General features: G+C 60.7%; 17 protein-coding genes. 14 read left to right on the forward strand and 3 right to left on the reverse strand.

The genetic code is table 11. The features are described from left to right. On the forward strand, window positions 1-222 hold a 222-nt coding region (locus tag GT571_RS00005), incomplete at its 5' end, for an IS3 family transposase (RefSeq protein WP_161154637.1). A 92-nt stretch (window positions 223-314) separates the two neighbouring features. On the opposite strand, the gene GT571_RS00010 is transcribed toward GT571_RS00005, so the two are convergent. The 3 genes from GT571_RS00010 to rpmB form a co-directional block, all read right to left on the reverse strand. Then, the gene (locus tag GT571_RS00010) at window positions 315-1,079 is read right to left on the reverse strand and encodes an aminoglycoside phosphotransferase family protein (protein WP_006236119.1); all 765 of its coding nucleotides are present in this window, start codon (window positions 1,077-1,079) and stop codon (window positions 315-317) included. Window positions 1,080-1,167: 88 nt separating this feature from the next. Continuing rightward, on the reverse strand, window positions 1,168-3,816 hold the full coding sequence (gene adhE, locus GT571_RS00015; RefSeq protein WP_055250041.1) for a bifunctional acetaldehyde-CoA/alcohol dehydrogenase: 2,649 nt from the start codon (window positions 3,814-3,816) through the stop codon (window positions 1,168-1,170). 515 nt (window positions 3,817-4,331) lie between these two features. Next, entirely contained in the window at window positions 4,332-4,520 is a 189-nt protein-coding gene (gene rpmB, locus GT571_RS00020; protein ID WP_022094725.1) for a 50S ribosomal protein L28, read from the reverse strand. Between the two features lie 451 nt (window positions 4,521-4,971). Here rpmB and pyrR point away from each other — a divergent pair, with 451 nt between their 5' ends. The 13 genes from pyrR (at window position 4,972) to holA (ending at window position 17,211) form a co-directional block, all read left to right on the forward strand. Next, on the forward strand, window positions 4,972-5,556 hold the full coding sequence (gene pyrR, locus GT571_RS00025; protein WP_006236123.1) for a bifunctional pyr operon transcriptional regulator/uracil phosphoribosyltransferase PyrR: 585 nt from the start codon (window positions 4,972-4,974) through the stop codon (window positions 5,554-5,556). 4 nt (window positions 5,557-5,560) lie between these two features. Beyond that, complete coding sequence (locus GT571_RS00030; RefSeq protein ID WP_035138537.1) at window positions 5,561-6,505, forward strand: aspartate carbamoyltransferase catalytic subunit; 945 nt, start codon at window positions 5,561-5,563, stop codon at window positions 6,503-6,505. Beyond that, complete coding sequence (locus tag GT571_RS00035; RefSeq protein WP_161154639.1) at window positions 6,489-7,778, forward strand: dihydroorotase; 1,290 nt, start codon at window positions 6,489-6,491, stop codon at window positions 7,776-7,778. Before GT571_RS00030 ends, GT571_RS00035 begins: the two co-directional genes overlap by 17 nt. 116 nt (window positions 7,779-7,894) lie before the next feature. After that, entirely contained in the window at window positions 7,895-8,662 is a 768-nt protein-coding gene (locus GT571_RS00040; protein ID WP_117564270.1) for a dihydroorotate dehydrogenase electron transfer subunit, read from the forward strand. Between the two features lie 14 nt (window positions 8,663-8,676). Further along, a complete protein-coding gene (locus tag GT571_RS00045) occupies window positions 8,677-9,585 on the forward strand; it encodes a dihydroorotate dehydrogenase (RefSeq protein WP_006236128.1) in 909 nt (302 codons plus the stop codon). After that, window positions 9,579-10,295 carry an orotidine-5'-phosphate decarboxylase gene (pyrF, locus tag GT571_RS00050; RefSeq protein WP_161154641.1) on the forward strand — a complete coding sequence of 239 codons (717 nt, stop codon included), beginning with the start codon at window positions 9,579-9,581 and terminating at the stop codon, window positions 10,293-10,295. The genes GT571_RS00045 and pyrF overlap by 7 nt, the downstream gene beginning before the upstream one ends. Before the next feature lie 239 nt (window positions 10,296-10,534). Then, on the forward strand, window positions 10,535-10,843 hold the full coding sequence (gene mihF, locus GT571_RS00055) for an integration host factor, actinobacterial type (RefSeq protein ID WP_006236130.1): 309 nt from the start codon (window positions 10,535-10,537) through the stop codon (window positions 10,841-10,843). Beyond that, the gene (gene gmk, locus GT571_RS00060; protein WP_099431806.1) at window positions 10,844-11,413 is read left to right on the forward strand and encodes a guanylate kinase; all 570 of its coding nucleotides are present in this window, start codon (window positions 10,844-10,846) and stop codon (window positions 11,411-11,413) included. A 5-nt stretch (window positions 11,414-11,418) separates the two neighbouring features. Beyond that, on the forward strand, window positions 11,419-11,700 hold the full coding sequence (locus GT571_RS00065) for a DNA-directed RNA polymerase subunit omega (RefSeq protein WP_161154643.1): 282 nt from the start codon (window positions 11,419-11,421) through the stop codon (window positions 11,698-11,700). Beyond that, complete coding sequence (gene thiI, locus GT571_RS00070; protein ID WP_117635259.1) at window positions 11,701-12,945, forward strand: tRNA uracil 4-sulfurtransferase ThiI; 1,245 nt, start codon at window positions 11,701-11,703, stop codon at window positions 12,943-12,945. It begins immediately after the preceding gene. A 214-nt stretch (window positions 12,946-13,159) separates the two neighbouring features. After that, window positions 13,160-13,870, forward strand: coding sequence for a ComEA family DNA-binding protein (locus tag GT571_RS00075; RefSeq protein ID WP_117806317.1), 711 nt, complete (start codon window positions 13,160-13,162; stop codon window positions 13,868-13,870). Next, window positions 13,867-16,170: a DNA internalization-related competence protein ComEC/Rec2 gene (locus GT571_RS00080; RefSeq protein WP_204987172.1), complete on the forward strand. Its 2,304-nt coding sequence runs from the start codon at window positions 13,867-13,869 to the stop codon at window positions 16,168-16,170. Before GT571_RS00075 ends, GT571_RS00080 begins: the two co-directional genes overlap by 4 nt. Window positions 16,171-16,248: 78 nt before the next feature. Then, on the forward strand, window positions 16,249-17,211 hold the full coding sequence (holA, locus tag GT571_RS00085; protein ID WP_161154647.1) for a DNA polymerase III subunit delta: 963 nt from the start codon (window positions 16,249-16,251) through the stop codon (window positions 17,209-17,211). Window positions 17,212-17,257: the final 46 nt, after the last annotated feature.

Raw genomic sequence — 17,257 nt, forward strand, 5'->3', positions numbered from 1 at the left:
AGCATGTCCCGGAAGGGCAACTGCATCGACAACGGCGCGACGGAGCAGGTGTTCGGCCATATGAAGGACGAGTTCTTTCGCGGAAGAAAATGGCCTTGCTTCGAAGACTTCAAGAGAGACCTGGACGAATACATCATCCATTGGAACACGAGAAGGAGGCAGGTTAAACTGAAGGGACTGACCCCGGAGGAATTCCGGAATCAGTCCCTATGTGCGGCGTAGGCCGCTTATTAGCCCGTCCAAGAATTGGGGCGCAGTTCATATGAGCTGCGGGGTTTTCTTGTGCCTCCGATGCGAAATAAATCGCTCAGATATTACTGATAATCGACGACGTCGATCCAGTTCTTCAGGAACTCATCGTTCACGTTGCGCTTACGAGCGAGCTCGGAAGCGGCGACGATGCTCGTCCACTGACGCACGACCTGCATGGGCATGTCGGCGCGGTCGCAGTAGAGCTCCAGGTAGGCCTCAGCCTGATCCTTGCTGTTGAGGGCGAAGAGCAGGTAGGTGGTGGCAACGTCGGCAGCAGGGGAGCCCTGGGTGGCGTGTGCCCAGTCGCACACATAGAGCTGGCCGTCGTCGCCGACGATGACGTTGGAGGGGTTGAAGTCGCCGTGGCAGACCTTGAACTCCTTGGTCATGCCGTCCAGACGCTCCTGAAGGTTGTAGCGCGTGGTGGCATTGAGCTGATCAAGGCTGTCGATCATGCGGGCGAACTTGTCGCGCTGACGGTTGAGCAGCGGGGAGGTGTAGCCGTGGATCTCGATCTGGAGGTCGACGAACATCTCGAGATACTCACCAAAGCGCTGGGGCTCGGCAGTCATCTTCTCGGCAAGGGTGGTGCCCGGAACCTTCTCGGTCACGAGCGCCCAGCCGTTGGCGTTCTCGAGCTGGGAAACCTCGAGAGCCTTGGGGCTGCGGATGCCGCACTCATTGATGCGGGCAAGATTCAAAGCCTCGTTGAACACGTCGGAGACAGGCTTGGTCTCGTTAAAGACCTTGACGATCTTGTCGCCCAGGTCGTAAACGACCTTGTTGCCACGGCGGACGAGCTCGGTCTTGGAATCGGGTAGCAGCATGGTTGCATCCTTTCAACGATGCGATAGAAGCGACGGCGGGGGTGTGTGAAACACCCGTGCACCCCCGCCGTTAAAAACCGTGCTAAAACTAGCAGACGGCGTAATCCTGAGGCTCGCGGCCGTAGTAGGCGTCCAGGTAGAGCTCCTTGATCTCGCTCATGAGCGGGTAGCGAGGGTTGGCGCCGGTGCACTGGTCGTTGAATGCCTGCTCGGTCATCTCGTCGAGGGTGTCGAGGAAGTACTGCTCGTCAACACCGTAGTCGGCGATGGTCTTCTTGACGCCGATGAAGTCCTTGAGCTCCTCGAGCTTCGTGATGAAGTTCTCGAAGACCTCCTTGTCGTCCTTGCCCTCGATGCCGCAGTACTTGGCCATCTCGGCGTAGTTGTGCAGCGCGTTGGGGTAAGGATACTGGGAGAAGGTGCCCATCTTGACGGGAGCCTCGGCGGCGTTGTAGCGCATAACGCGGGTCAGGATGACGGCGTTGGCGAGGCCGTGGGGCAGGTGATGGAAGGCGCCGAGCTTGTGAGCCATGGAGTGGTTGAGGCCCAGGAAGGCGTTGGCGAAGGCCATACCGGCCATGCAAGAGGCGTTGTGCATCTCCTCGCGGGCATGCGGGTCCTTGGCGCCGTTCGTGAAGCTGGAGGGCAGGTTCTCGAAGACGAGCTTAGCAGCGCGCTCGGAGAGGCCCTTGGTGTAGTCGGAAGCCATGATGGAGACGTAGGACTCGATGGCGTGGGTCATGACGTCGATGCCGGAGGCAGCGGTCAGGCCGCGCGGGGCGGTCATGCAGTTGTCGGCGTCGACGATAGCCATGTTGGGGAGCAGCGCGTAGTCGGCGAGCGGCCACTTGATGCCGGTCTCCTTGTCGGTGATGATGGCGAACGGCGTGCACTCGGAGCCGGTACCCGAAGAGGTCGGGACGGCGACGAAGTAGGCCTTCTTGCCCATCTCGGGGAAAGTGAAGATACGCTTGCGGATGTCCATGAAGTCCATGGCCATGTCCTCAAACTTGCACTCGGGGTGCTCGTACATCATCCACATGATCTTGCCGGCGTCCATAGCGGAGCCACCGCCGACGGCGATGATCACGTCAGGCTCAAAGAGAGCCATCTGCTTGGCGCCGCGACGTGCGCACTGCAGCGACGGATCGGGCTCGACGTCGTAGAAGCAGTCGTGGGCGATGCCCATCTCGTCGAGCTTGGCCTCGATGGCGCGGGTGTTGCCATTCTTGAAGAGGAACTGGTCGGTGACGATGAAGGCGCGCTTCTTGCCCATGACGGTACCGAGCTCGTCGAGGGCGACGGGCGTGGAACCCTTCTTGAAGTAGACCTTCTCGGGAGCGCGGAACCACAGCATGTTCTCACGGCGCTCGGCCACAGTCTTAACGTTGATCAAGTGCTTCACCCCAACGTTCTCGGAGACGGAGTTGCCGCCCCAGGAGCCGCAGCCCAGGGTCAGAGACGGCTTCATGCCAAAGTTGTACAGGTCACCGATGCCGCCGTGCGAGGACGGGGTGTTGATGACGATGCGGCAGGCCTTCATGACGTGCTCGAACAGACTGATCTTCTCGGCCTGGGCGGGGTGCACGTACAGAGAGGCGGTGTGGCCCGGGCCACCGGCGAGCACCAGGTGCTCGGCCTTGTCGACGGCCTCCTGGAAGTCCTTGGCGTGATACATGGCCAGGACCGGGGAGAGCTTCTCGTGGGAGAACTCCTCCTTGGCGGGGTCGGTGGAGGTGACCTCGGCGATCAGGATCTTGGTCTTGGCGGGAACCTCGATGCCGGCGAGCTCGGCGATCTTGGCGGCAGCCATGCCGGGAATGCGGTGATCGAGGGCGCCGTTCTTGAACATGGCGGCACGCAGGGCCTCCATCTCGGCACCCTGCTTGACGAAGTAGCAGCCGCGCTTCTGGAACTCGGCCTTAACCTGGTCATAGATGGTGTCGATGACGGTCACGGACTGCTCGGAAGCGCAGATCATGCCGTTGTCGAAGGTCTTGGAGTGGATGATGGAGTTGACGGCGAGCAGCACGTCGGCGGTGTCGTCGATGACGACCGGGGTGTTACCGGCGCCAACGCCCAGGGCGGGCTTGCCCGAGGAGTAGGCGGCCTTGACCATGCCCGGGCCACCGGTGGCGAGGATGATGTCGACGTCGCGCATGACCATGTTGGTCAGCTCGATGGAGGGGACATCGACCCAGCCGATGATGCCCTCGGGGGCGCCGGCCTTGACGGCGGCGTCAAGCACGAGCTTGGCGGCGGCGATGGTGCACTTGGCGGCAGCCGGGTGCGGGGAGATGATGATGGCGTTGCGGGTCTTCAGGCTGATCAGCGTCTTGAAGATCGCAGTGGAGGTGGGGTTGGTCGTCGGGATGACGGCGCCCACGATACCGATGGGCTCGGCGATCTTGGTGATGCCGTAGGCCTCGTCGCGCTCCAGGACACCACAGGTCTTGGTGTTCTTGTAAGCGTTGTAGATGTACTCTGCGGCGTAGTGGTTCTTGATGACCTTGTCCTCAAGAACGCCGCGGCCGGTCTCCTCGATGGCCATCTTCGCCAACGGGATACGAGCCTTGTTGGCGGCCATGGCGGCCTCATAGAAGATCTTGTCGACCTGCTCCTGCGTGTACGTAGCAAAAAGCGCCTGGGCCTCTCGCATCTGAGCGAGCTTAGCCTCAAGCGCCTCTACGTTGTCCACAATTGCGGGAGTAGTGTTTTCCGGTGACTTTTTCACCATTTGTGTCTCCTTGCGATCGGAGATTTACCCTACGTGTTGCATGATAGCAAGAAATTATTCGGCGAACGGTAAGATTCCCGTAAAAGGCATACTAAAACGCTTCAATAAACTGAAGCGTTTCAACTTATTATCTGCCTGCTGCATCGCCCCGCTCATTGGGGACAGACTTACATGAGTATTTCAATGGGAAAACGGGGAGAACGGGGCACCTGTTTGACAATCGCTATTCGCGGGTCGCGGTTGAGTCGGACACGCAGGCGGTGCAGCTGCTCGACTATATTCATCTCAATCCCGTGAAAGGTGTGCGCGACTCCCTTGAGGCGTACCGCTGGTCAAGCTACAAGGCATATCAGCTGGGCTATGATTCCTTTGACATCTGCAAACACTCATGTAAGTCTGTCCCCAATGAGTGCAAAAAGGCGCCCTCCGTGGGGGGAGGACGCCTTTGGTAAGTTCTATATGAACGCGAGGTCTTTGACCCGGAGAGTCCGAGGTACTTGTTGGTAAGACCTTATTTAGGAGCGCGCAACCTTGCCGGACTTGAGGCAGGTGGAGCAAACGTTCATCTTGCGACGGTGACCATCGACGACGACGTAAACGCGCTGGATGTTGGGGCGGAACTTACGGTTGGTGACGCGGTGAGAGTGGCTGATGGAGCGACCGGCAACGGGGTGCTTACCGCAAACTTCGCAAACTTTGGACATAACTGACCCTCCTTGGGCGACAAACGAACATGTCGCGTTAACAAACAAGCCTGAACTATAGCACAGAAGCAGCTCCCTGTGCGTAATCTACACAGAGATATTCCTCTTTTGGCGATAGTGCTCACGCCACGGCCCTGGACGTAGATCCGATTTGCGTGCAGCAGAGGGGATTATGCCAGCTCGTGCGTGCGTTTTCAAGCTCGTCCCACAAATATATATAGGTTTATGGAGCATTGGGCTCCGTTTACGGATTGTTCTGTATTTATGCTCGCAATTAAGCTCGAGGTTGGCTACACTATCCCTTGACCATTAAAGGGGTACGAGATACCCACATGGAATTACATAGCTGCCAAAGAGCAGCCCTTCCTGTGGGTGTCTGGTCCGCTTTAAGCGGTCGGGCATCTATTTTTTTGACTGTGTCAGCAGTCAAGACATGTGAGGAAGGAGATCGATGGGCACGACTTCCCCCAAGGCGGTCATCATGGACGAGACCGCCGTCAATCGAGCGATGACCCGCATCGCGCACGAGATTCTCGAGCGCAACGAGGGCTGTGAAGACCTCGCTCTGGTCGGCATCGTCACGCGCGGCGACCTTCTGGCAAAGAAGCTCGCCGAGGAGATCAAGGAGATCGAGGGCGTCGACGTTCCGCTCGGCAGCCTGGACATCAGCTTCTACCGCGATGACTATGCGACCAATTTCGCTCCCGCGATCCACGCTACCAACATTCCCTTCAGCGTCGACGGCAAGCGCGTCGTGCTGGTGGACGACATCCTGTATACGGGCCGTACTATCCGCGCCGCTCTGGATGCCGTCATGGACCTGGGCCGTCCGAGCCGCATCGAGCTGGCAGTTCTCGTTGACCGCGGTCACCGTGAGCTCCCCATCTCGCCGGACTTTGTCGGCAAGAACGTTCCCTCGTCGCATGAGGAGAACGTGCACCTATATATGAAGGAAGTCGACGGCCACACCGCCGTCGAGATTAACGACGTCGCGCCGGGTTCCCACGTGGGCTCCGCGCCGCTGGGAGGTGAGTAGTACCGTGGCGTTCAACCATAAGCACCTGATCGACATTACCGAGTACTCCGAAGAGGACATCAAGCTCATCCTCGAGACCGCCAAGGCGTTCTCTGAGGTCAACGAGCGTGCGATCAAGAAGGTCCCCACGCTCAAGGGCAAGACCATCGTCAACATGTTCAACGAGCCCTCGACGCGCACCCGCAGCTCCTTCGAGCTCGCCGAGAAGCGCCTTTCGGCCGACAGCCTCAACTTTGGCGGCTCCTCGACCTCCACGGTCAAGGGCGAGAGCCTCGTCGACACCGTCGAGACCCTCAACGCCTACAAGATTGATTGCATCGTCGTTCGCGATAAGCACGCCGGTGCTCCCTACATCGTCACGCAGAACTCGCCCGCGAGCGTCATCTGCGCCGGCGACGGCAAGCACAACCACCCCACGCAGGCCCTGCTCGACCTGTACACCATCTGGGAGCACAAGGGTGACTTCCACGGTCTGAAGGTCGCCGTCGTCGGCGATATCGCGCACTCCCGCGTGTGCGGCTCGCTGATCCCCGCACTTAAGATCATGGGCTGCGAGACCTACGCCGTCGCCCCCGGCACGCTGCTGCCGCCGGCGCCCGAGGTCCTGGGCTGCGACCACGTGACGAGCGACCTCGATTCCGTCCTGCCCGAGCTGGACGTCGTCTACATGTTGCGCGTGCAGCAGGAGCGCCTCGAGGGCGCACCGTTCCCCACGATTCGCGAGTACCACAAGCTCTTCGGTCTGACCAAGGACCGCGAGAAGCTCATGAAGCCCGATGCGATTATCTGCCACCCGGGCCCCATCAACCGCGGCGTTGAGTTCGACTCCTATATGGCCGACCACCCGCAACGCTCCGTCATCCTGGAGCAGGTCTACGCCGGTATCTGCGTGCGTATGGCTATCCTGTATCTGCTGCTTGGAGGTGCCGATAATGGCCTTGCTTCTTAAGAATGCCCACGTCGTCGATCCGTCCGTCGAGCTTGACGGTGTCGTCGACGTCCTGATCGACGGTGACAAGATCGCCGAGGTCGGCGAGAACCTCGCCGCCGAGGGAGCCGAGGTCCGCGACCTTTCCGGCAAGTATCTCGTCCCCGGCCTGGTGGATATGCACGTGCATCTGCGCGAGCCTGGCTACGAGGTCAAAGAGGACATCGAGAGCGGCACCCGCGCTGCTGCCAAGGGCGGCTTCACCGGCGTGTGCGCCATGCCCAACACCGATCCCGTCACCGATAACGGCACCGTCGTGGAGTTCGTCAAGTCCCGCGCTGCCGAGGTCGGCCACTGCCGCGTCTATCCGTCGGGCGCCATGACCCGCGGTCTTAAGGGCGAGGCCATGTCCGAGATGGGCGATATGGTCGCCCACGGCGCCGTCGCCTTCACCGACGATGGTCGTGGCGTGCAGGGCGCGGGCATGCTCCGTCGCTGCATGGACTACGGCAAGATGTTCGGCAAGGTCTTTATGAGCCACTGCCAGGACGAAGATCTGGTCGGCCACGGCCAGATCAACGAGGGCAAGGTCTCGACCCGTCTGGCCCTCGAGGGTTGGCCGGCCGCCGGCGAGGAGCTTCAGATTGCCCGCGACATCGAGATTGCCAAGCTGACCGGTGCCAAGCTGCACATCCAGCACATCTCCACCGCTCATGGCCTGGAGCTCGTGCGTGCCGGTAAGTCTGCCGGTGTCCAGGTGACCTGCGAGGCCACCCCGCACCACATGTTCCTGACCGAGAACGACCTGGACGAGACCTACAACACCTCGCTCAAGGTCAATCCGCCGCTGCGCACCGACGAGGATGCCGAGGCCATCCGTCAGGGTGTCATCGACGGTACCGTCGACGCTATCGTTACCGACCACGCTCCCCACACCCCGTGGGAGAAGGCCCGCGAGTTCGAGCTCGCGCCCTTTGGAATGATTGGCCTCGAGACTTCGCTGTCGCTCGTGCTCACTGAGCTGGTCAACACGGGCAAGATGAGCGTGAGCCGCATGGTCGAGCTCATGGCCATCAAGCCGCGTGAGATTCTGGGCCTCGATCAGGTTCAGGTCAAGGCGGGCTCTGTCGCCGACCTGACCGTGTTCGACCCCTCCGCAACCTGGACGGTTGGCGAGGACGGTTACGAGTCGCGCGCCGAGAACTCCGGTTTTGCCGGCCGCACGCTCACCGGTCGTGCCACCGATGTATTTGTCGGTGGCAAGCAGACGCTCGCCGACGGCTGCATCTGCTAGCATAGCCTTATCGCTTTTGTGCGCGGCGCCCTTGCGGTGCCGCGCTTTCTGTTCGTTTAGACCATGCAGCCGCATGGGGGATTGGAGCGTCTATGCCCACACCTTCCACTGCACGCATGCACGACTTCGAGGTCGTCTCGAACCGGGAGATCGCCGACGGCATCTTCTCGCTCGTAATCTCGGCCCCCAAGCTTGCAAGTGCGCTCAAGCCCGGTCAGTTTGTGAACATTGCCGTGCCCGGCGATGCCTCCTCGCTGCTTCGCGTGCCCCTGAGCTTCTATCGCGCCGACGCCGAGGCCGGCACCGTCGAGCTGTGGTACGCCGTCGTGGGCGACGATACCCGCCGTTTGTCTCAGATGGGCCCTGGCTCCACCTCTAACCTGTTGGGCCCCGGTGGCCGTGGCTGGATGGTACCCGAGGGCACCAGGAAGGCACTGCTCGTCGCCGGTGGCATCGGCGTTCCGCCTGTGCTGTGTCTTGCCGGCATGCTTGCCGAGCAGGGTGTTGATGTGGACGTGTGCCTGGGCTTTGGCACCGCTTCCAAAGTCGTGGGTGTCGATGAGTTCCGTGCGCTGGGCGCCACGGTTAACGTGTGCACCGACGACGGTTCGCTCGGCACGCACGGTTTTTGCACCGATCCGGCAGCCGAGCTGCTTGGAGAGGGCGGCTACGACTACGTCGCCAGCTGCGGCCCCGCCGTCATGATGAAGAAGGTCGCCGCCGCTGCCGCCGAGGCCGGTGTGTACTGCGAGGTGTCGCTCGAGCGCATGATGAGCTGTGGCTTTGGCGCCTGCAACACCTGCAATGTCGAGACGGTTGACGGTATGAAGGGTGCTTGTATGTGCGGCCCCGTGTTCGATGCTTCCAAGGTGGTGGTCTTCTAGTGGGTACCGTGAACATGGCCGTCGATTTCGGCGGCGTCAAGATGCAGAACCCCATTAACACCGCAGCCGGTACCTTTGGCTACGGTTGGCAGTTCCAGAACTTCTTTGATGTTTCCCAGCTGGGCGCCATCACCACCAAGGGTTGCGCTGCCGAGCCCTGGCCCGGCAATCCCGCGCCCCGCATGGCCGAAATTCCCGGCGGTATGATCAACTCCGTGGGTCTTCAGAACCCCGGCGTGGCCGCCTTTGCCCGCGAGTCCGGTCCGTGGCTCGAACAGCTGTCCAAGGACGGCTGCCAGGTCATCTGTCAGGTTGCCGGTCACTCCGTTGACGAGTTTGTCCGCGCACTCGAGATGTATGTCGAGCTATGCCCCTGGGCTGCCGGCTACGAGATCAACGTGAGCTGCCCCAACATCGCCGCCGGCGGTGCCGCCATGGGCTCCACGCCCGAGGGCGCCTCTTCCGTCATGGCCGCCTGCCGCAAGGTGACTGATAAGCCGCTGTTCGTGAAGATGGCGCCGGTCAACGTCGCTGAGATCGCCAAGGCCCTCGAGGCTGCCGGCGCCGACGGCCTTTCGGTCATCAACTCCATCCAGGGCATGGCCATCGACGTCCATACCCGCAAGTCCCGCGTGGCCAAGCCCAAGGGCGGCCTTTCGGGCCCGCTGTGCCACCACATCGCCGTGCGCATGGTCTGGGAGGTTGCCCAGGCCGTCGATATCCCCATCAACGGTGTCGGCGGTGTCATGACTGGCGAGGATGCGGCTGAGTTTATCCTGGCCGGCGCCACCTGCGTGTCGGTCGGCATGGCCAACTTCGTCGATCCGTGTGCTTCGCTTAAGATCGCGCATGAGCTCGAGGCCTGGGCCGAGTCCCAGGGCGTAAAGGACATCAACGAGCTGGTGGGTGCTTTCGAATGCTAGAGAATGATGCCCGCGACCGTGTTATCGTCGCCCTCGACTGCGACCGTGAGCGCGCGCTCGAGCTCGCCCACGAGCTTTCGGGCCATGCCACCTGGCTCAAGGTCGGCATGACGCTCTATTACGCTGAGGGTCCCCAGATCGTCAAGACCTTTAAGGACCTTGGCTTTAAGGTCTTCCTCGACCTTAAGTTCCATGACATTCCGCATCAGGTGCGCGGCGCTGCCCGCTCGGCCTCGCTTGCCGGTGCCGACCTGCTTTCGGTCCACGGCCTGGGCTCGGGTGCCATGCTCGCTGCCTGCCGCGAGGGTGCCGAGGAGGCGCGTGAGGACCGCGCAAAGCTCGTCGCCATCACCGTGCTCACGAGCATGAATCAGGATGCCTTGAGCGAGATCGGCGTCGAGTCTCCCGTGGCCGAGGAGGCCGCCCGCTTGGCAAAGCTTGCTCAGGCCAACGGCATCGATGGCATCGTGTGCTCACCGATGGAGGCTCACGACATGCGTGAGCTGCTGGGTCCTGATGCCCTGATCGTGACTCCGGGTGTGCGTCCGGTGGGTGCCGCCCTTGGTGACCAGTCCCGCGTGGCGACGCCTTCCCAGGCTATCGAGCGTGGCGCAAGCCACATTGTGGTGGGCCGTCCCATCACCGGTGCCGACGATCCGGTTGCCGCCTTTGACGCCATCGTCGCCGAGCTGGCCGAAAACGTCGCGTAAAAGATTCCCCTAAGTCACCACTTTTGGGTCTCATTAGCACAAAATAGCCCCTGTGCCTGCGTAAACTTTCCCATCCTTTGTGTGGAATCGCAGGTCAGGGGCTTAACTTTGGGCGCAGTATATTGCACTTTTTGCGGGTATCGTCTAACCTATGGAGCCGCGGTTAGGCTTTTTGTGCGTTCTACGTGCTAAAATGCCAATTATTGAATCAGATATAACCCAACTATTTGGAGGTACGAATGGCACTCCCTCAGCTTACCGACGAGCAGCGCAAGCAGGCTCTTGAGAAGGCTGCTGCCGCACGTCACGCCCGCGCTGAGCTTCGCGAGCAGATCAAGAAGGGCGAGAAGTCCCTCGAGTCCGTGCTCAACTCCGATGACCCCATCGCTTCCCGCATGAAGGTTTCCACCCTCATCGAGTCTCTCCCCGGTTATGGCAAGGCCAAGGCCGCCAAGATCATGGAGGAGCTCGGTATCTCCGCTACTCGTCGCGTCCAGGGCCTCGGTGTCCGTCAGCGCGAGCAGCTCCTCGAGCAGCTGACCAAATAAGTGAGCGCTCAGGATTCCAAGCTCTTTGTGATTTCTGGACCGTCAGGCGCAGGCAAGGGTACGCTCGTCACTCGTGTGCGCGAGCGCCGCTCGAACCTGGGTCTGACGGTTTCGGCTACCACGCGAGCACCACGCAAAGGTGAGGTCGACGGCGTCAACTACTTTTTTCTGACGCGCGAGGAGTTCGACCGCCGCGTGGCAAACGGTGAGTTTGTTGAGTGGGCCGAGGTCCACGGTAACTGCTACGGCACGTTGGTGAGCGAGGTCACATCCAAGCTCGCCTCGGGCTCGTCTCTGATTTTGGAGATCGATGTCCAGGGCGCCCTGCAGGTGAAGGAGCGTTTCCCCGAGGCCGTGCTGATCTTTATCAAGCCGCCTTCGCTTGAGGTGCTCCGCGAGCGTCTAGTCGGTCGCGGTACCGAGACGCCCGAGACGATTGAGCTGCGTATGGCAAACGCCGCCGATGAGCTTGCCCTTGCCGACCGCTACGACGACGTCGTGGTGAATGACGATCTCGACCGCGCGACCGATGAGCTCGTTCGCGTTCTCGATATGCATGAAAGGATCTGAGGTCCGTGTCCGTTGTAAAGCCTTGCATTGACGATCTTCTGGAGAAGACCGATCACAACCGCTTCCTGCTCGCTTCGCTTGCCTCCAAGCGCGCCTGCGACATCAATAGCATGCTGCGTGGCCAGCACAACCGCGTGCTTGCCGTCCAGGATGTCGATGACATCACCATCGGGCTTTCCGGTGCCGATACCATCTCGATGGCTATGGACGAGATTGTCGACGGCGACATCTCTTACGACGAGCCCCGTTACGAGAAGGCGCTCGGCCACAAGGTTGCTGAAGCCTAAATGGCGGCTCGCGTCTGCCTAGTCCACTATCACGAGGTTGGGCTGAAGGGCAAGAACCGCGCACATTTTGAGCATATCCTCATGGATAATATCAAGGCGGCCTTGGCCGCCTTTTCCGTGAACGCCGTGTCTCGAATTTCCGGTTATATCCTCGTGACCTTTAACGAGCATCAGGCCGACGAGGCGGCGCGTGTCATCCGCACCGTCCCCGGCGTTGCCCGTGTGTCTTTGGCGTATCACACCAACCGCGACCCGCAGGAGTACTGCGCCGCCGCTGTGAAGGCGCTGCGCGAGTTTGGTTCCTTCGATTCGTTTAAGGTGCACGCCAAGCGCTCCAATACTGACTATGAGCTCACCTCGATCGATATCAATCGACAGGTTGGCGAGGTGCTGTGTGAGGCGTTTCCCGATAAAAAGGTCCAGATGCACGACCCCGACGCGATGGTGCACGTTCTGGTGGTTCAGGGTAGTGTCTACGTGTATGCGCGCTCCGAGCGCGGCGTTGGCGGCCTTCCGGTGGGTTCTGCCGGCAAGGTCGTGACGCTGCTGTCGTCGGGTATCGATTCTCCGGTGGCGACTTGGATGCTCGCGCGTCGCGGCGCGGTCTGCGTGCCGGTGCATTTCTCCGGTCGTCCGCAGACGCCCGATACGAGCGAGTATTTGGTGCAGGATATCATCCGTGCGCTTGAGCCGGGTGTCCAGATCGGCCGCCTGTACGTGGTGCCGTTTGGCGACTGCCAGCGTGAGATTTCGGTCACCTGTCCCAGTAACCTGCGCGTTATCATGTATCGCCGCATTATGTATTCGGTTGCCGAGCGCATTGCACACATCGAGGGTGCCAGGGCCATCGTTACGGGCGAATCGCTTGGGCAGGTTGCCTCCCAGACGCTCGAGAACATCATGGCCGTCAACGAGGCCGTGAAGATTCCCGTGTTCCGTCCTCTCATCGGTTCGGACAAACAGGAGATCATCGCACGCGCCGAGGAGATCGGTACGTTCGATATCTCGACTGAGGCCGCTCCCGACTGCTGCACGTTGTTTATGCCGCGCCGTCCCGAGACGCACGCTAAACTCGATGCCGTGCATGAGGCCTGGGAACTGTTTGATCACGAGGAGATGATTGAGCGTCTGCTCAAGCAGACCGAGTACATCGACTTCGAGAGCAACACGTACAAGGCCCCTAAGACCTTAAAACGCAAACATTCTGAGCTTGCTCCGCGTGAGATTTACCAAGATCACGAGTAAATTTGTGCATAGACCGACGATGCGCCTGCATCGTCGGTCTTTTGCTATCTGGGCATTTTGCGGCTAAGTGTTCATTTGCTGACGTGTGCCTGAATAAACGGGCACATTTGCGCAAGGTTTTGGTTAACTTTTGGTTTGACCGCGAAAACCGGTGTGGGCGTGCGGAGGCTGCGGCGTTCGTTTCCTGACACGATGGTGTTGGGAGGTGTTTGCTATGGCGCAGCGCGAGCAACACGAACGGGTTAAACGGATGGACCGCTGGGCAGAAAAGCTGCTCGGCCACAAGGCGATGGTCCTGGCGATTCTGGTTGTCATTGCCGCCGCGAGCGGCTTGGCGATAGCAGGTTTTGGTGGCCACTCCAGCGACGTGTCGTTTGAACGTAGCGATGAGGCGGGCGCCTCGGATGTGCGCGGGGCCGGGGATGCGTCACCTGACGATGCCGATGAGTCGTCTGACAAGAGCTCTTCTGCTGCCGAGGTGTACGTCGATGTTGATGGCGCCGTTGTGAGGCCTGGCGTTTACCGGCTCAAAGATGGAGCACGGGTATCCCAAGCGATCGACGCCGCCGGAGGGCTTACGGCCGAGGCGGATGTGACAGGGCTTAATCGCGCGTCCAAGATCACGGATGGACAAAAGATCTATGTTCCGGCGGTGGGGGAGCAACAAGCGGCTGCGGCGGTCGGCGGGGGCGAAAGCGGTGCCGCCGCGACTTCTGGTGTGGGGTCTTCGTCGGGACTCGTGAACATCAATACGGCAAGTGCGGCGGAGCTGCAGACGCTTTCGGGCATCGGGCCTTCTATGGCTCAATCGATTATCGACGAGCGGACGCAAAACGGGGCTTTTACCTCGGTCGATGACCTCATGCGCGTATCGGGGATCGGTGAGAAAAAACTTGCCAAAATCAAAGATTGCATCTGCGTATGAGTGCGACCGAGCGAGAGCACGTGATGCCTCCGCGGCCCCTGATTCCGTGGACGATGGCCCTGTGTGCCGGCATGTGCGTGAGCTGCGCCTTGGTGCTCAGCATAGCCGCTGATGCGCTGCTGAGGGAGCGGGCGACGGCGGTCGGGCCGCTATGGGCCATTCCCGTTGCGGCAGCGGTTTTCGTTGTGCTGGCTCACTCTTGTGCGAGGCTTGCCCCTTTGAAGCGGTGGCTGTATGCCGCGTCCGTCGGTCTCATAGCGGGTGCGGTCGTTTCGGCGTGGTGGGCCGTGGGTGCGCTCAACGCCTCGAAGACGCTCGACGGTCGAGCGGCAAGCAGTCTCGAGTTTGTCGTGCAGGGTGACCCATCCATAAATGACGACGTGTATTCCTATACCTGCGAGGCGCGCTCGGACGGTAAGAACTTGGCAACGGTTCGCCTATCGTGTGACCGTGAGTTCAAGGTCGGGGCGCATGTGCGTGTTATCGGTCGCGTGTCACGTTTTGAGAACGATGCGTATGGACGATCGCGCGTGCTTCGAGGCGAGGTGCGCAAGGTTAAAGCCGTTCGGATTGTGTCGGTCGATGAGGGTTCTCCGAGGCCGCTGCTTCGGCTGCGAAATGGGCTGCTTGCGTCCATCGCGCCTGCGACCGACCCGGCGCGTGCGCTCATAGCCGGTGTCGTCTGCGGTCGTTCGGCCGAGCTGCGCGCCCAGCCGGCGGGCGACTGGTTTTCGGTGACGGGAACGGCGCATCTTATCGCAGTCTCGGGCAGCCATTTGGCTATCGTGGGCTTTGTAATCGAGGGTGTATTGCAAAAGACTCGGTGCTCACGTGGTCTTCAGCGGGCGATATTGGCGATAACGCTTGTGGGCTACGCTGCCTTTACGGGCGCGTCTCCCTCGGCCGTGCGCGCGTGCTGCATGGTGTTCGTGACGCTTGTCGTAAACGGCGCGGGGCGTCGTCGGCACGGCCTTTCGGCACTCTTCGTAACCATGTCCATCTTTGTGCTACTGCGGCCGACGGTGCTGTTCGAGATGGGCTTTCAGCTTTCATGCGCCAGCGTCTTAGCCATTCTGTGCTTTTGTCCCCATGCGACCTACGCGTTGGGTGAGCTAGGTGTGCCATCGGGCGTTGCCAGCGTGCTTTCCGTCACGCTGTGCTCGCAACTGGCGACACTTCCCATTACCATTCCTGCCTTCGGTACATTCTCGCTCATTGCTCCGTTGGCAAATGCGGTCCTCGGTCCGGTGGTGAGCGTACTGCTCGCTGTGTCGATCGTGCTGGTTCCCTTTTCGTTCGTGGCACCGTTGCGGACTTGGGCGCTCGTTGTGCCCATGATTGCCGCCCGTTGCGCGCTGTTCTTCGAGCAACTGTTTGCCGCCGTGCCGGGTGCATACGTGAGCGTGCCGCCCGATAGCATGTGGATTTACCTAGTGCCGTGTTTTCTGGCGGTTCTGCTGGTCTGGTGGCCGCGTCCCCGCGCACGTCCTATGGCGGTGGGGCTTGCATGCCTGATGCTCTTGGCTGCGATTCCGTACGTCTATTGGGATCGATTCGCTCCGCCTTCGGTGACGGTGCTCGATGTGGGCCAGGCCGATGCGATTCTTATCCGCCAGGGCGGCGCAGTTGCACTTGTCGACTGCGGGCTCGACGAGCGTGTGGTTGCGGCGTTGGTTCGCAATAACGTGCACCATATCGATGCCGTTTTTGTGACGCATTGGGATGAGGACCACTGGGGTGGTTTGCCTGCCGTGCTCGAACAGTTTTCGGTCGGAACGATTGCCGTGGCGGCGGATGCGCTGGAGGATGCTCCTGCCGAGGTATTGAACCGACCTGGCGTGGAGTATCGGCAGGTGCGCCGTGGGGATACGGTCGACATCGGCTCATTTTGCGCCCGCGTGATGTGGCCATTCGAGTCCGTGGATGGCGAGGGAAATGAGGACTCGCTTGTCCTTCTGCTCTCTTATGTTCAGGAAGGCAAGGGCCTGCGTATGCTCCTCACCGGTGATGCCGAGCTCGACCAAGAGCGGGAATTCGTGCAGGAGGTGGGGGATATCGATGTCCTTAAACTTGGGCATCACGGCTCCAAGGTTTCAGTCGATGGCGAGTTGCTGGACGTCCTGAAGCCCGAGCTTTCCCTCGCAAGCGCCGGTGAGGGGAATCGATACGGCCATCCGTCCGATGCCTGCATCGATGCCGTTAAGGAAGCGGGTGGTGTGTTCGCGTGTACCATCGAACACGGCGACATTACCGTCACACCGACTGCGAATGGCTTTGCGATGCGATGCCAGCGACCGTGACGACGTCGTTGGCGTGTGGTGGGCCCCTGGGCTAGAATGGCACGGAACGAATACGAAGGCCTGCGGGAGGGGGGCGCAATGTCCGAAACCGGTTTGCTGCCGGCATATCTGATCGTCGGTACCGACGGAGTTAAGCGCGACCACGCCGTCTCGCGTATGAAAGCGCGTCTGGAAAAGTCGGGTATGGTCGAGTTCAACCTCGACGAGCGAGACATGACCAAGGACCCCGATATCGAGTCCATTATCGGATCGCTTAACACCTTTCCGATGGGCAGCGAGTTTCGTCTGGTAATCCTCGATGGCTGCTCAAAGCTCGCCAAGGCGGTCTCGGAGCCGCTCGTTGGGTATCTGGCGAGTCCCAGCCCAACAACGGTCTGCCTCATCATCGCTGACTCACTTGCCAAGAATACGCGCCTGTATAAGGCAATCGCCAAGATCGACAAGAAGGCTATCGTCGATTGCTCGGGTACCAAGCGCTGGGAACTGCCGCGCCGTGTTCAGCAGATGGCGACGCAGCGCGGTAAGTCGATTTCGACGGCGGCCGCCGAGGAGCTCGTCTCGCGTTCGGGCGAAAACACGCGCATGCTCGATAACGACTTGGCTAAGCTTGCCCAGATGGTCGAGTCGCCCCAGATTGAACTTGCCGATGTTGAGCGCTGGATTGTACGTACGGCCGAGATCCAACCCTGGGACTTCCTCAACGCCGTCTCGGCTCGCGATATGCGGCGTTCGCTCGAGCTCTTTAAGCTCCTGCCCTCCAAGAGCTACGTGTGGACTTACACATTGCTGTGCGGTCGCATTCGCGAGCTTATCGTCGCCAAGGCGCTCGACGCGCGTGGGCAGGGTCGCGAGCTGGCCGCAACGCTCAAGCTCCAGTCCTGGCAGGTCAAGAATCACCTGACCTGGGCGCGTCGTTTTTCGATGACCGAGCTCGTCGCAGCGCTCGAGGGTGCCGTTGATGTGGGGCTCGCGCTCAAGGGTTCGGCCGATTCTCAGACGGCGCTTTTGCTCTGGATTACGAACATCTTGAGAAAATCGTGATGATACCTGCCTATTTGACAAATTCGTTCTATCCCTTTGAGAGGGA

The sequence above is a fragment of the Collinsella aerofaciens genome, assembly GCF_009876115.1.
Lineage (GTDB): Bacteria > Actinomycetota > Coriobacteriia > Coriobacteriales > Coriobacteriaceae > Collinsella > Collinsella aerofaciens_N.